Origin of the sequence: Pseudoalteromonas sp. BDTF-M6 (assembly GCF_018334135.1) — a bacterium.
Taxonomy (GTDB): Bacteria; Pseudomonadota; Gammaproteobacteria; order Enterobacterales; family Alteromonadaceae; genus Pseudoalteromonas.
This window is the reverse complement of the sequence record NZ_JAGXTQ010000001.1, coordinates 598764-612091: the sequence shown is the minus strand read 5'-3', so window position 1 is coordinate 612091 and position 13328 is coordinate 598764. Positions and strand designations below refer to the sequence as shown.

At 50.4% G+C, this 13328-nt stretch carries 11 protein-coding genes; 3 read left to right on the top strand and 8 right to left on the bottom strand.

Translation table 11 applies throughout. The annotated features are described in order from the left end of the window. Positions 1–89 precede the first annotated feature (89 nt). The 3 genes from KD147_RS02710 (at position 90) to KD147_RS02700 (ending at position 4642) form a co-directional block, all read left to right on the top strand. A complete protein-coding gene (locus KD147_RS02710) occupies positions 90–1802 on the top strand; it encodes an AMP-binding protein (protein ID WP_212546801.1) in 1713 nt (570 codons plus the stop codon). A 425-nt stretch (positions 1803–2227) separates the two neighbouring features. Further along, positions 2228–4072 carry an ABC transporter ATP-binding protein gene (locus KD147_RS02705; protein WP_212546800.1) on the top strand — a complete coding sequence of 615 codons (1845 nt, stop codon included), beginning with the start codon at positions 2228–2230 and terminating at the stop codon, positions 4070–4072. A gap of 165 nt (positions 4073–4237) precedes the next feature. Further along, complete coding sequence (locus tag KD147_RS02700; protein WP_212546799.1) at positions 4238–4642, top strand: hypothetical protein; 405 nt, start codon at positions 4238–4240, stop codon at positions 4640–4642. 48 nt (positions 4643–4690) lie between these two features. Here the strand turns inward: KD147_RS02700 and KD147_RS02695 are convergent, their stop codons facing one another. The 8 genes from KD147_RS02695 to KD147_RS02660 all read right to left on the bottom strand — a co-directional run bounded on the left by KD147_RS02695 (position 4691) and on the right by KD147_RS02660 (position 13239). Next, entirely contained in the window at positions 4691–5740 is a 1050-nt protein-coding gene (locus KD147_RS02695; protein ID WP_212546798.1) for a peptidase M42, read from the bottom strand. An 83-nt stretch (positions 5741–5823) separates the two neighbouring features. Continuing rightward, on the bottom strand, positions 5824–6243 hold the full coding sequence (locus KD147_RS02690) for a hypothetical protein (protein ID WP_212546797.1): 420 nt from the start codon (positions 6241–6243) through the stop codon (positions 5824–5826). A 159-nt stretch (positions 6244–6402) separates the two neighbouring features. Beyond that, on the bottom strand, positions 6403–6615 hold the full coding sequence (locus tag KD147_RS02685; protein WP_212546796.1) for a hypothetical protein: 213 nt from the start codon (positions 6613–6615) through the stop codon (positions 6403–6405). A gap of 270 nt (positions 6616–6885) precedes the next feature. Next, positions 6886–8181 carry a serine--tRNA ligase gene (serS, locus tag KD147_RS02680; RefSeq protein WP_212546795.1) on the bottom strand — a complete coding sequence of 432 codons (1296 nt, stop codon included), beginning with the start codon at positions 8179–8181 and terminating at the stop codon, positions 6886–6888. An 8-nt stretch (positions 8182–8189) separates the two neighbouring features. Continuing rightward, entirely contained in the window at positions 8190–8573 is a 384-nt protein-coding gene (gene crcB, locus KD147_RS02675) for a fluoride efflux transporter CrcB (RefSeq protein WP_249318882.1), read from the bottom strand. Next, complete coding sequence (locus KD147_RS02670; protein ID WP_212547039.1) at positions 8560–9861, bottom strand: replication-associated recombination protein A; 1302 nt, start codon at positions 9859–9861, stop codon at positions 8560–8562. Before KD147_RS02670 ends, crcB begins: the two co-directional genes overlap by 14 nt. 46 nt (positions 9862–9907) lie before the next feature. Continuing rightward, complete coding sequence (gene lolA, locus KD147_RS02665; protein WP_212546794.1) at positions 9908–10549, bottom strand: outer membrane lipoprotein periplasmic chaperone LolA; 642 nt, start codon at positions 10547–10549, stop codon at positions 9908–9910. 20 nt (positions 10550–10569) lie between these two features. After that, complete coding sequence (locus tag KD147_RS02660) at positions 10570–13239, bottom strand: DNA translocase FtsK (protein ID WP_212546793.1); 2670 nt, start codon at positions 13237–13239, stop codon at positions 10570–10572. Positions 13240–13328: the final 89 nt, after the last annotated feature.

Sequence of the window (13328 nt, the reverse complement as noted above, 5' to 3'; positions counted from 1 at the left end):
TTTTTTAATGGAATGTGTCGACAATCTATGCTTCATTGGTGAGTAAGAATTGATTGAAATAAATTCATTTTGCGCCAAGGAGGCTCAGTATGCCGATGCATTTAACACCGCAATTTCCCCTTGCCAGCAGTGCCTATAGAGGCAGTAGCGAGGTAAGCTTAAGTGATCTCACCATAGGCAATTACCTACAGAGCATTGTCGACACCTTCCCTGACCATGAGGCCATCGTGGTACGCCATCAAAACATTCGCTGGACTTATCGCCGTTATCTTGAAGAAATAGAGCGGGTGGCCACCGGGTTGCTGGCACTTGGAGTGCAGCCCGGCGATAGAGTGGGTATTTGGTCTCCCAATAATATCGAATGGTCACTGATTCAAATGGCGACCGCCAAAATTGGTGCCATTATGGTGTGTTTAAACCCCGCTTACCGGCCCCATGAACTCGAATTTGCCCTTAATAATGTCGAAGTAAAATTCCTGGTGATGGCGCAGCAGTTTAAGGCTTCTAATTACGTAGAAATGCTTTATCAACTGGCACCGGAATTGAAAGATTCACACCACAAGGGTGCCATTACTAAACTGCCGTCATTAACGGGCGTAATCAGCATAGGTGAAACAGAGCGCGCCGGCATGCTTCCCTTTTCTAAACTTCAGAACTTGGGACAAGCACAACATTATCAGCAAATGCATGACCTCGCCGGCCGGTTAAGCCCGGATGACGCCATCAATATTCAGTTTACCTCCGGAACGACGGGCAACCCCAAGGGCGCAACCCTAAGTCATAGCAACATTCTCAATAACGCCCTGCTCGTTGCACGTGCCATGCAATTTAGCGAAACTGACCGCCTGTGCATTCCTGTGCCCTTGTACCACTGTTTTGGCATGGTGCTGGGCAACCTGGTATGCGTTGCCAGTGGCGCCTGCGCCATCTATCCGAGTCCTTCGTTTGAGCCGCTTGCCACCTTGCAAACCGTGGAGCAAGAGCGTTGCACTGCCCTGCATGGTGTACCGACCATGTTTATCGCCCAGCTTGAGTTACCCGAGTTCGCGCAGTTTGACCTCGGCACCCTGCGCACCGGAGTGATGGCCGGCGCCACTTGCCCACAGGAATTAATGCGTAAGGTCCATAGCCAATTTAACATGACCCAAGTGTTGATCGGATACGGGCAAACCGAATGCAGCCCCATTAATCATATTACCGAAATAGACTCGCCCATCGAGAAACAGGTTGAAACCGTAGGTCGCGCCATGGCCCACACCGAGGTAAAAATCATCGATGAGCGCGGCGATATTGCCGCCATCGGTAGCGCTGGGGAAATATGCGCCCGTGGTTACTGTGTGATGCATGGTTATTGGGGCGATGCCGCGAAAACCAAGGCCACTATTGACGACCAAGGCTGGCTCCACTCCGGCGATCTCGGGGTTATGGACGAGCAAGGCTATGTCACCATAGTCGGTCGTATTAAGGACATGATCATTCGTGGCGGCGAGAACATCTATCCGCGCGAAATTGAAGAGTTACTTTATCTGCATGACGCCATCAGCGATGCCGCCGTCTTCGGTATTCCTGATGATAAATTCGGTGAGCAAGTATGTTTGTGGCTGAAACTTAAAGACGGTCATTACCTCGACGAGCAGCAGGTAAGTGATTACCTTAAGGAGCACCTCGCTTATTTTAAAATTCCCAAGTACATAGAAATTGTCGAGGAATATCCAATGACGGTGACCGGCAAGCTACAAAAGTTCAAGATGCGTGAGCAAATGATTGAAAAGCTTAAAGCACAGCAAGCGTTAGCGGTATAAGCCCGAAGGCCCCAATACCGGGGCCTTTCTTATCTTCCAAGTAACAGTAATTAATAACCTAAGCCGCACACTGTCGCCGAATTGCCACGCGTCATGGTTAGGGTCTGTTTATCTTTGCGGTTTAATTTATGCTCAATCCAAACGCATTCTGATCACGACGCTCGTTATACCGCATAGTTATTCTATGTCAGTAACGAGCAACACAGAGCAGGATGCGTTTAGATGAACCCATAGGGCAGCGCTTGTAGAGCATTTCTACTGTGTTGTTACATGTTCATGTATATTAGTACACCACACATATGCCGCCTTGTATAAATACACTACAAGCTGCTGCAGAAACGAACAACAAAGGTCAACAGACCCTAGGCAGCTCTTTTTAAAGCCGCTACACTGCGCCATTAACGGAATTAGTTGTTTATGGTCTTATGTTTACATTTTTTGAAAAGCTAACCCGCCCTTTCCCCGAGCGCACCACGCAAGCGCCGCCTAAGGGCCTGCTGGCATTTTGTCGTTATTACACCCGAGGAATGGAATGGCCGCTGGCGGTTATGTCAATCAGTGCTGCGCTGTTGGCGGTGATTGAAGTCTCCCTGTTTAGCTTTATGGGCCAGCTGGTTGATTGGCTTAATCAGACCACCCCCGAAGAATTGTTCGCAAAAGACAGCGCTAAACTCTGGTTTATGGGCATACTGACCCTGGTGATCCTACCCATTTTGGTTTTTGTGCATTCTGCCGTGTTACATCAGGCCTTGCTTGGTAATTACCCCATGTCGATTCGCTGGTTGGCGCACCGCTACCTGCTGCGCCAAAGCATGAGCTTTTATCAGGACGACTTTGCCGGGCGCATCGCCACCAAGGTGATGCAAACCTCCCTGGCGGTAAGGGAAACCGTGATCAAACTGCTAGATGTAGCGGTATACATACTGGTTTATTTTTCCGCTATGCTGCTGTTTATTGGTCAGGCGGACTGGCGCCTAATCGCGCCCATGCTGCTGTGGCTGGTAGGCTATGCCTGTATCCAACGCTATTTTATCCCTCGCTTAAAACGCGTTGCCGAGCAGCAGGCCGAGGCGCGCTCGCAAATGACCGGGCGCATCGTTGACAGCTATACCAATATTTCCACAATTAAGCTCTTCTCACATTCGTCGACCGAGGAGCGCTACGCCAAGGAATCGATGGAGCTATTCCTAGACCCCGTCTATCGCCAGATGCGTTTGGCCACCGGATTACAAGTCAGTGTCCAGGTGCTCAACTACACGCTTGTGGGCATCACCGCGGCGTTGTCGATTTACCTCTGGTCCTTAAGTGCCATCAGCGTCGGCGCCATCGCAATTGCCGTAAGCCTGGCCTTGCGTCTAAATGGCATGGCTCAGTGGATCATGTGGGAAATAAGCGCCCTGTTTGAAAATATTGGTACCGTTACCGATGGCATGAGTACCCTCACTAAGCCCATCGCCATTGAAGACAAACCCGATGCCAAAGAACTTAAGGTAACATCCGGCGCTATTAGCTTTAATGGTATTAGTTTCAACTATGGCAAGGCCCAGCAGGATGAACAGCACAGCGTTCTGGCGGGGTTAGACTTGCACATTCGCGCCGGCGAGAAAGTCGGTGTGGTTGGACGCTCCGGCGCCGGAAAATCGACCTTGGTTAACCTCTTACTGCGCTTTTATGACGTTGAGCAAGGCTCCATCAGCATCGACAATCAACCAATCGACTGCGTTACCCAGGAAAGCCTGCGCCTGCATATCGCCATGGTATCGCAGGACACCGCCCTGTTACACCGCAGTGTGCGCGAAAATATCGGCTATGGCCTGGCCGATGCCAGCGATGAACAGATCATCAATGCCGCCAAGCAAGCCAAGGCCTGGGAATTTATCGGAGAACTTGAAGACAGCAAGGGCAATAAGGGCTTGGACGCCCAGGTGGGCGAGCGCGGAGTTAAGCTCTCCGGCGGTCAGCGCCAACGTATTGCCATAGCACGCGTGCTGCTAAAAGACGCTCCTATCTTGGTACTCGATGAGGCGACCTCCGCCCTTGACTCCGAGGTCGAAGCCGCGATTCAAGCCAGTTTAGATACCCTGATGCAGGATAAAACGGTCATTGCCATCGCCCACCGTTTATCGACCATAGCGCAAATGGATCGCCTGGTGGTCATGGATAAGGGTCACATCGTTGAACAAGGCACGCACCAAGAATTGATCGCCGCCGGCGGCATTTATGCTCAGCTGTGGGCGCATCAAACAGGCGGCTTCATTGGTACCGAGTAATGACTATGTGACTTACCCTATAGCGGAGCTTTACGACAGTAATAGACAGACCCACTAACTGGGACTAGGTTTTATAGGGCCTGTTGCAATCTCGCAACTTGAAACAAGGGGCTTATTATGTATAAGAACTTACTAATAGGAGCGTTGTTTTGTGTTTTTAGTTTGATGTCTATTCAAGTCGTACACGCTGACGATCACGAACCTCCCTTCATCAGGGGCAACTACTGGGAAGTGACCGGGATCAAGATAGCAGATGGAGCTGGCTTAAAATATGCGAAGTGGTTAGCGTCCGAGTGGCGCAAAAGCTCGGATTTTGCGGTGGAACAAGGCTGGATCAGCAGCTACTCCATTGTTAAAAATGTTCATCCCAGAGCAGACGAACCCGATCTATACATAGTTCGGGTGTTTGAAAATATGGCGTCGGTCGCCGAGAATGAAAAGCGCCGAGAAGCTTACTTCGCCTGGGTTAAGAAGAGCATGGAAAAGATGCATGAAGAAAGTGGTAATCGTGCCGAGTATCGCACCATTATGAGCACCTATTTATTGCAGGAAATGAAGTTCAGGGATTAGCTCACATCAAGCAGAGCCCATCGGCTGGCTCTGCTTGCCACAGCCCACCTACCCCTTTGATAAGGCGTTGAGTAAGGATAAAAAGGTGTCAACGGATCCCACGGACGCAGACTCCGCCATGGTGTGATAACCGGTCGAAGGGATCTGTATCGTGGTGCCGTCCACTAAGCCATTTGACGCGGCGATGATCCGACCCAATTCAGTACTGCCAATGGATCTTGGCTCTTCACCCTGAGCAACTAGCTGCGCGTTCGCGGCCTCCACATACTTGTCCTTAAACAGATAGCTGATGTTCTCCTGGTCACATAGCTGTTGCACCAACTGAGTCGCGTCGCTGTTAAATTCGGCGTTAGCATCTTTATTTCTTAGCACGATTTGTTGATTATCGGCCGCGGCGACATCGGGAAACGGACTGGTGTCGACCACAAACAGGCGGTTTGTAGACCCACCAAAACGGCGGAACCATTCGAGCAGATAACGCCAGCTCTTGCCCGCTTCTTCTTGTGCCGTAAAAAACGCCGTGCCTTGGAAGCCGAGACTAAACATGTGTACCAGTGCGGCGGCACACAGCACATTGTCCAGTTGCCCATAAAGACGCTGCTCTTGTATTTTCAGCTTATCTTTAAATGCCACAGGGGTCCCCGCGACTAGGCCTTCTAAGCCATCAATTTCGAAGATCAGGTTATTGCGATACTCGCAGACATAAGCCTTGGTGATCACCCCACTGCCGCGGTAGGCACCAGACCATGGCTCGTAAGCATAGACCGGCTCATTTTGAAAACGCTCGGTGACCTTGGCCATCAGCTCTTCAGACACCGAATTATTCAATAGATCCGTGCGATTGGCGGAAATAAACGCCGCGTATTGAAACTCATTGGGGCCGATGCAGATCAAGCCATGCCTATCGATATGGGCCGAGAACATGGTACTAAAGGGCTTACTTCCCTGGGCTACCAATAAGCCCTCATACCAGGTTACATGCGCACCACGCTCCTCTAATTCCCTTTGTAATACCCTAAAAAATGAGTGCTCAGCCCCCACCACACTGGGTTGGCGGATAATGGTTTTTAGCAAATCAATAAACTCGTTGTTTAACATAGCTGCATCTAACTCGATAAACGAAAATAAAATGGGTGTGTTCTCAATAAGCGAAGCTAGAGCAGGCCGATGTGTGAGTCAATCTATTTCACACTAGGCATTGATTTACTTTGATATTGATTGACGTTTTCGAATTCAAACGAGGTGTAAAATGGCTGTCTGTCGGACGTGTATGACAAGGAACTGGCCATAACATCTGCAAAACATTCGGAAAACTTGCTGCTACCCTGATGCCAGGAGTTGATCACCTGTCCCGATGCGTCAATTTGCACTACAACCGTAAACTTGATGGGAATTGAGTTTGTTTGCCGTAAACAATGCGGAAATGCCGAAGAAGCCAGCTTGCCTTGTGCCTGAACTAAGCGCTCGGCTTCATTTGCCGACATGGTAGCCTCTATGTTATCGGCGCGGGATTTTGCCTGTTCAAAGCTAAGCTGTTCGGCCAATGCCGATGAAGAGAGGGCCACGGCCACGGGGGCCAGCAGGTAAAACGCGTATTTCATTGTTGAGTCCTTTCTATTATAAAAAACTCCCCAGCTAGGGGGAGTCATTGCCTGGGTCGCTAACTAAATAGTCTAGACCATGCGGGCATTTTAGCGACCTAGGTCGCTGGTGGCTTAAGGTACAATTCCTTGCTCTTACCTCAAAGCTACCTTCTCTTTTTACGCTGTCTGTTGTGCAACCAAGAGCCGATTCAGTTTCTTCAGCTGCAAAATAGCCATTGCACCAAGGACAAGGCCTGCCGCACCGAGGGCGATAATGAAGATGCCTCGGCTATCACTGGCGTTCGGTGTCGCCAACAGCGTTGCCAGCCCAGAAAATGATAGTAAGAATGTGCTTAGGATCAGTAACAGCGTAGATGGGATAACTTTCATAATAATTCCTTGTTAATCGTTGTATATTTTTATTATGTGAATGCTGTACCAGGACATAGGCATACTCCGCCAACGTGTTTCCCTGTTTATTCACTTCTTCTATTGATAACAGATAGTTACAACCTTTGCCAGGGTAGACTCAATCCGCCAACTTGGTTAGTAAACCAGCTTCATAGTGGCAAATTAAATAAAGGCACAAGTATAAGGCTTAAATTCAAGGCACAAAAAAAGGCCACCACCAGGCGACCTTTTTTATTTCTGTATCAGAGCTTATTGCGCACGAATAACGTCTAAGCCACCCATATATGGACGCAGTACACTTGGTACCACAACAGAGCCGTCGGCTTGTTGATAGTTTTCCAAGATGGCAACTAGGGTACGGCCAACCGCAAGGCCTGAGCCATTTAGGGTGTGAAGAAGCTCTGGCTTTTTCTCACCGGCACGGCGGAAACGTGCTTGCATGCGGCGTGCCTGGAAATCCCCCATATTGGAACAAGATGAGATCTCGCGGTAAGTGTCTTGAGCCGGCAACCACACTTCTAGGTCATAGGTTTTGGCCGCGCCGAAGCCCATGTCGCCGGTGCACAGCACGACTTTACGATACGGCAGCTCAAGAGCCTGTAGAATCTGCTCGGCGTGGCCGGTTAGCTCTTCTAAAGCCTGCATTGAGTCTTCCGGTTTAACCAGTTGTACTAACTCGACCTTATCAAACTGGTGCTGACGAATTAGACCGCGCGTGTCACGGCCATAGCTGCCCGCTTCACTACGAAAACAGGGTGTGTGCGCCGTCATGCGTACAGGTAACTGCTTTTCATCGAAGATTTCATCGCGCGCGCAGTTTGTAAGCGGTACTTCAGCGGTTGGAATTAAGCTAAAGCCTGCATCATGCTCACCCAGTTTTTCGGTGTGGAAGAGATCCTCGGCGAACTTAGGAAGTTGACCTGTACCGAACAGGCTGTCCTTGTTTACCAAGTAAGGCACATACATCTCGGTGTAGCCGTTTTTATCCGTATGCGTATCAAGCATGAATTGCACAAGTGCTCGGTGCATGCGGGCAACCTGGCCGCGCATCACGGTAAAGCGGGCACCCGATAGTTTAACGCCGGCTTCAAAATCCAGACCCTTGTCCAAGGCTTCACCCAGATCGACGTGGTCTTTTACCTCAAAGTCATACGACTTAGGCTCACCCCATTTAGTAACCTCAACGTTATCGTCTTCATCGTTACCCACGGGGACTTCTTCAGCTGGTAAGTTTGGTAAGCCAGAGGCGATATCGTTTAGCTCGGCTAAAACATCGTCTTGTTCTTTTTTCGCGTTCTCTAACTCATCACCGAGGTGCGCAACGGCATCGAGTAGCGGTTGAATATCTTCGCCCTTGGCTTTTGCCTGGCCGATGGCCTTGGAACGGGAGTTGCGCTCGCTTTGTAGTTCTTGTGTTTTTACTTGTAGTGCTTTGCGCTTTTCTTCAAGCTCGGCAAGCTTGGCAACGTCTAATTCGAAACCACGCGTTTTTAAACGTGCGGCTGTTTGCTCTACGTCCTGACGGAGATACTTTGAGTCTAACATGTGAGTTATTAACCTTTTTGCGTTGTTAGCATGAGGCCTAATGCAGCCATAAAAATACACACCCCGACATTGAGCAGGATGTTTAACGCCACTTTCAGCCACTGACCTTGCTGCATTAGCAGCAGGGTATCGAGCGAAAATGTTGAAAATGTTGTTAGTGCGCCTAAAAACCCTATGCCCAGGGTCAGGCGATGCGGATCGGTCAGTATTTCACGATCCAAAAGGCCGTATAAAACGCCCATTAACAATGAACCGAGAATATTAACCGTCAGCGTACCAAAAGGGAATCCCTTGGACAGGAGTTTTAGCGCTAATTCATTAATACCAAAGCGCATACAAGCACCAAGCGCCCCACCGAGAGCAATCAAAAGATAGGTATTAATCACGCTCATAGCGTTTACGCGGACTCTGCTGGTCGCGCTCCTTTAAATATTGCAGCTTATCGGCGATGCGCTTTTCCAGACCCCTGTCGCTGGGCTGATAGTACTGAGTTGTGGCAATTTCCGGCGGCAAGAAGCTCTCGCCAGCAGCATAAGCGCCTGGCTCATCATGGGCATAGCGGTAATCGGCACCAAAGCCCTGCTCTTTCATCAATGCCGTGGGAGCATTGCGCAAATGCAAAGGCACGTCGAGATCGGCGGTCGCTATCGCATGTTGTTTTGCTTCGTTAAAGGCACGATATACGGCATTACTTTTTGGCGCGCTGGCAAGATAAATGGTGGCCTGGGCGATAGCACGTTCCCCTTCGCTTGGGCCCACGCGATGATAGATATCCCAGGCGTTCAAGGCCACCTCCATCGCCTTGGGGTCAGCGGTGCCGATATCTTCGGTGGCAATGGCCAATAAACGACGTGCCACATACAGGGGATCGCCACCGGCGGTAATAATACGGCAATACCAATAAAGAGCCCCGTCCGGACTTGAGCCTCGTACCGACTTATGAAAGGCGGAAATTAAATCGTAATAATGGTCACCGCCCTTGTCATAGCGGGCGACCATTTGCGGTGCAACCTGCTGCATTACCTGCTGATCGATCACCACCCCCTTGCCTCTTGCCGTCTCCTTGGCACTGATGGCAAAGGTGGTTGCCAACTCAAGCAGATTAAGTACGCTGCGCGCATCGCCAGAGGCCCCCTGGCACAGTTGCTCCAGGCTGTCATCGGCAATGCTGATATGAGCATTTTTCAGCTCATCATCCTGGGTCAGGGCCTGATTGACCACGGCCTTTAGCTCATCCAGGCTGAGTTTTTTTAAGGTGTATACCCGAGCTCGCGAAAGCACCGCGTTATTCAGCGCAAAAGACGGGTTTTCAGTCGTCGCACCGATAAAGATAAAGGTGCCGTTTTCCACATAAGGTAACAGGGCATCTTGTTGGGATTTATTGAAACGATGTACTTCGTCCACAAACAACAGACTACGGCGCCCTTGTTGCAAACTAAGTTGGGCCTGCTCGACCGCTTCGCGTATATCCTTTACCCCGGCCGTCACCGCCGATAAGGTGATAAATTCGGCATCGCAGTGATGGGCAATAATATGTGCCAAGGTGGTTTTTCCCACCCCCGGCGGCCCCCATAAGATCAGGCTGTGGCAATGACCAGAGGTAATAGCGCGATAAAGGGGTTGTTCGGGGCCAAGAATGTGGCTTTGGCCTATGTATTGCTGCAGGGACGTTGGCCGCATGCGCGCCGCCAGTGGGCGCACATCGGGGGCAAAGTCGAGGGAAAAACTATTCGCCACTTAACTGGCTTCCTCGCGGCTCTCGTTGGTCATCGATAAAGACCTGCTCAGGAATGGTAAATTCAAAACGTCCATCATCGATGTCGCCGTTGATTTTAGCATCCTTAAACTGAAACTTAGAGCGCTGTCCGGATTGATCAATTACCTCCAAAGCGGAGATCTGCTCTTGCTCGTTAAAGTACAGACTCAGCTGCTCTACCTGCCCCTGCTCTTTGCTGACTGGCTTAACGGCGAATCCCTGCTCTATGGCAGTAATGGTAAATTTCTGCCACAGCTGCTCATCGTCCGTGGTCAACAAAATGAACGGCGTATTATCGATGAGCTTGGTCGTATCAAGCAGGGTTACCTGCTCGGCAAACGGGTCATAGTAGTAGCTGTCAACACCGTTAGACACAAACAAGGTTTCATCCGGCGTTTGTTGTTGCCAGCGAATTTTACGTGGTTGTTCTAATTGCAGCTGGCCCTGGCTTTGACTCACCAGTTCACCCTCGGGATCAAAAACCTGCTGCGAGAATTCGCTGCTTAGCGAATTGAGTGTCGCGAGTTTTGCTTTTAGCGCCTTGGCGTCATCGGCCAAGGCATGCGTCGCTGTCAGAGAAAAAAGCACAGCGGACATAAAAATACGTTTCATACTACCTCCATTACAGGCAATTAATTGGCGTTATTCTTCACCAATACTTCTCGGGAGCCATTATGTCCCGGCGGACTGACTAGCCCGGAAATTTCCATTTGCTCAACCAATCGTGCGGCGCGATTATAGCCAACGCGTAGTTTACGTTGCACGCTGGAAACCGATACGCGACCACTTTCGATAACAAAGGCCACGGCTTCATCGTAAAGCGGATCGGCCTCGCCATCTTCGTCCTCTGGCGTTTCGCCTGGCAATAATACATCTTCCACCGCATCACCGTTGAGGATTTCTTCCACATAATTGGGTTTGCCTCGCGCCTTCCAATCGTTCACCACCGCATGCACCTCGTGGTCATCGACAAACGCGCCATGTACACGAATAGGTACGCTGGTGCCCGGCGGCAGATAGAGCATATCACCCATACCCAGCAGGTGTTCGGCACCTTGCTGGTCGAGTATGGTGCGCGAGTCGATTTTAGACGACACCTGGAACGCCATACGGGTTGGGATATTCGCTTTTATCAAGCCGGTTATTACATCAACCGAGGGTCGCTGCGTAGCCAGCACCAGGTGGATACCTGCGGCTCGGGCCTTTTGCGCGATACGCGCAATCAGCTCTTCCACCTTTTTACCAACAATCATCATCATGTCGGCGAATTCATCGATCACCACTACGATACTTGGTAACTTATCAAGCTCTCGCGGGCCATCGGCCATACCATCTGTGTCTTTGAACAGCGGGTCGAGAATTGGTTCCCCCGCCGCTTTGGCATCGAGTACCTTCTGGTTGTAACCCTTAAGGTTACGCACCCCAAGCGCCGACATCAGCTTGTAGCGGCGCTCCATCTCCCCCACACACCAGCGCAGGGCATTGGCCGCTTCTTTCATATCCGTAACCACTTCACACAGAAGGTGTGGGATCCCTTCATACACCGACAGCTCAAGCATCTTCGGGTCAATCATGATAAGACGCACATCTTCCGGCGGCGACTTATACAGCAAGCTTAAGATCATCACATTAACGCCCACTGACTTACCGGAACCCGTGGTACCGGCCACAAGCAGGTGTGGCATTTTAGCCAGATCGGCGACCACCGGCTGGCCGGCAATGTCCTTACCCAGCACCATGGTCAGTGGTGATTTATTTTGTTCGAATTTTGGCGCGTTAATCACCTCTGACAGGCGCACCACTTCACGGTGTTTATTTGGCAATTCCAGACCAACATAGGTTTTACCTGGGATCACCTCAACCACGCGAACACTGACCGCAGATAATGAACGAGCCAGGTCTTTGGCAAGGCCGGAAATCTTCGCCACTTTTACGCCCGGCGCCAAGTCTAATTCAAAGCGAGTGACCACGGGGCCCGGGTACACACCGACAACCGCGGCCTGCACACCAAAGTCCTGTAGCTTGGCTTCGACCAGACGCGATACCGCCTCAAGCTCTTCTTCGGAAATCGGATTCTTTTGTTTATCCGGACGGTCAAGTAAATCAAGCGAAGGCAAAGGCGCCATGGGGGGCTGCTCGGCCATCAGTTGGTCAAACTTTTCTTTCGCAGACAGCGGCTTGTTATTCACAGGTGTGGGCTGATGTGCCTGTCGCGGTGCACCCCTCGTCGTTGTTTGAGTCTGTTCGTGAGGTGCGGCCTTTGGCACCGCCTGCGACTGAGCTTTCGCTAACGGCTGCTCGCGGTCTAATTCGTTTAATGCATCGACGGTATCAAAGCCTTCATCATCGATGGCACTGAAGGCCATTTCATCGGCAAAAATATCATCGAGCTCATCTAAGGCGGCATGCTGGCGCGCAGGCTGATTGTTAGCCTGAGCACTTTGCGTCTTTTGATCCGTTGAGGCGCGCTGCGCTGTATCTAAATCGCCAATAAAGGCTGGCTCTTCTTTTTCCTCGGCTTGAGGCTCGGGTGCAAACATGGCCGCCGCCTTATCCAAGAGCGAAGCCGCTTTTTGTTTGCCGGTATTTTTGTCTTCTAAGTCCGAGGTTAATTCTTTATCTGCAGAAACCTCTTTAATCATGGCCAGTTCGGATGCGCTGCCTTCAATGACCGGTTGTAATTCGGCTTGGTCGTATTCCTCTTGCCACTGGCCACGTTTACGTTGCAACCAATTCCAAAGCCATAGCCCGGCCTTCATGACATAGGCGCCCAAGGTGTCAACAAACTGCACCCAGGAAATACCGGTTAACAGGGTTAGACCAGCGAAAAAGAAACACAATAAAAGAATGGAGGTGCCAGTAAAATTAAAGGCGGGCATCATGGCGCCGGCGATTACATCCCCTACTACCCCACCGGAAGAAAAGTAAAAAATATCGTCAAAATTAACCGAACTGATTGCAGTGGCACTTAGCACAAACAACACCAGGCCGATAAGGCGCAAAGCCAAGGTGATATAGTCTAAACGTAACACCTGGTGAGGGCGTTTAAAGGCAAAATAACCAAATAACTGTACGCCGGCGGGCACTAAAAATGCCAACCAGCCAAAACTAAAGAGAAGAATATCGGCTAACCAGGCGCCAGCGGTGCCGGTAATGTTTTTTACATCGACAAATTCGCCGGTTTGCGACCACGAGGGGTCGGCAGGATCGAAACTGATGAGTGCGCATAATATAAAAATGGCAAAGGCGGTGCTTATGATTAAGCCCGTCTCAAGCAGTCTTTGTACACCATTTAGGCGCATATTCCATTATCCTTATTATTTATCTAGGTACTTCAGCGCAATACCCTTACCTTACCAATTCTAAGCACAAGATGCACTGGGTTTATAAT

What these genes read in the sequence shown, in the direction of transcription:
- KD147_RS02685 (WP_212546796.1), bottom strand. Translation starts at nt 6,615, where the DNA reads ATGAAAGTTATCCCATCTACGCTGTTACTGATCCTAAGCACATTCTTA.
- KD147_RS02670 (WP_212547039.1), bottom strand. Translation starts at nt 9,861, where the DNA reads ATGCGGCCAACGTCCCTGCAGCAATACATAGGCCAAAGCCACATTCTT.
- KD147_RS02700 (WP_212546799.1), top strand. Translation starts at nt 4,238, where the DNA reads ATGTCTATTCAAGTCGTACACGCTGACGATCACGAACCTCCCTTCATC.
- KD147_RS02710 (WP_212546801.1), top strand. Translation starts at nt 90, where the DNA reads ATGCCGATGCATTTAACACCGCAATTTCCCCTTGCCAGCAGTGCCTAT.
- KD147_RS02660 (WP_212546793.1), bottom strand. Translation starts at nt 13,239, where the DNA reads ATGCGCCTAAATGGTGTACAAAGACTGCTTGAGACGGGCTTAATCATA.
- serS (WP_212546795.1), bottom strand. Translation starts at nt 8,181, where the DNA reads ATGTTAGACTCAAAGTATCTCCGTCAGGACGTAGAGCAAACAGCCGCA.
- KD147_RS02705 (WP_212546800.1), top strand. Translation starts at nt 2,228, where the DNA reads ATGTTTACATTTTTTGAAAAGCTAACCCGCCCTTTCCCCGAGCGCACC.
- KD147_RS02695 (WP_212546798.1), bottom strand. Translation starts at nt 5,740, where the DNA reads ATGTTAAACAACGAGTTTATTGATTTGCTAAAAACCATTATCCGCCAA.
- crcB (WP_249318882.1), bottom strand. Translation starts at nt 8,573, where the DNA reads ATGAGCGTGATTAATACCTATCTTTTGATTGCTCTCGGTGGGGCGCTT.
- lolA (WP_212546794.1), bottom strand. Translation starts at nt 10,549, where the DNA reads ATGAAACGTATTTTTATGTCCGCTGTGCTTTTTTCTCTGACAGCGACG.
- KD147_RS02690 (WP_212546797.1), bottom strand. Translation starts at nt 6,243, where the DNA reads ATGAAATACGCGTTTTACCTGCTGGCCCCCGTGGCCGTGGCCCTCTCT.